Raw genomic sequence first — 208 nt, forward strand, 5'->3', positions numbered from 1 at the left:
GCGAGGTGATTGCGGCGCTGGTGGTCAACAAATTGCGCGGCGCTCTCAAGGTTGCAGCCGTGAAGGCGCCGGCCTACGGAGACCGCCGCAAGGCGATGCTGCAGGATATCGCGCTGATGACCGGCGGAACGGTGATCTCGGAGGATTTGGGCATCAAGCTCGAGAATGTTTCCCTCGAGACGCTCGGGCGCACCAAGAAGGTGATGAT

The 208-nt window shown here is 61.5% G+C and carries 1 pseudogene; it reads left to right on the forward strand.

The window, feature by feature from the left end:
* Window positions 1-208: pseudogene (groEL, locus tag E5X88_RS33590) on the forward strand (chaperonin GroEL); the annotation flags it as partial.

This window comes from Mesorhizobium sp. (genome assembly GCF_004962245.1).
Taxonomy (GTDB): Bacteria; Pseudomonadota; Alphaproteobacteria; order Rhizobiales; family Rhizobiaceae; genus Mesorhizobium.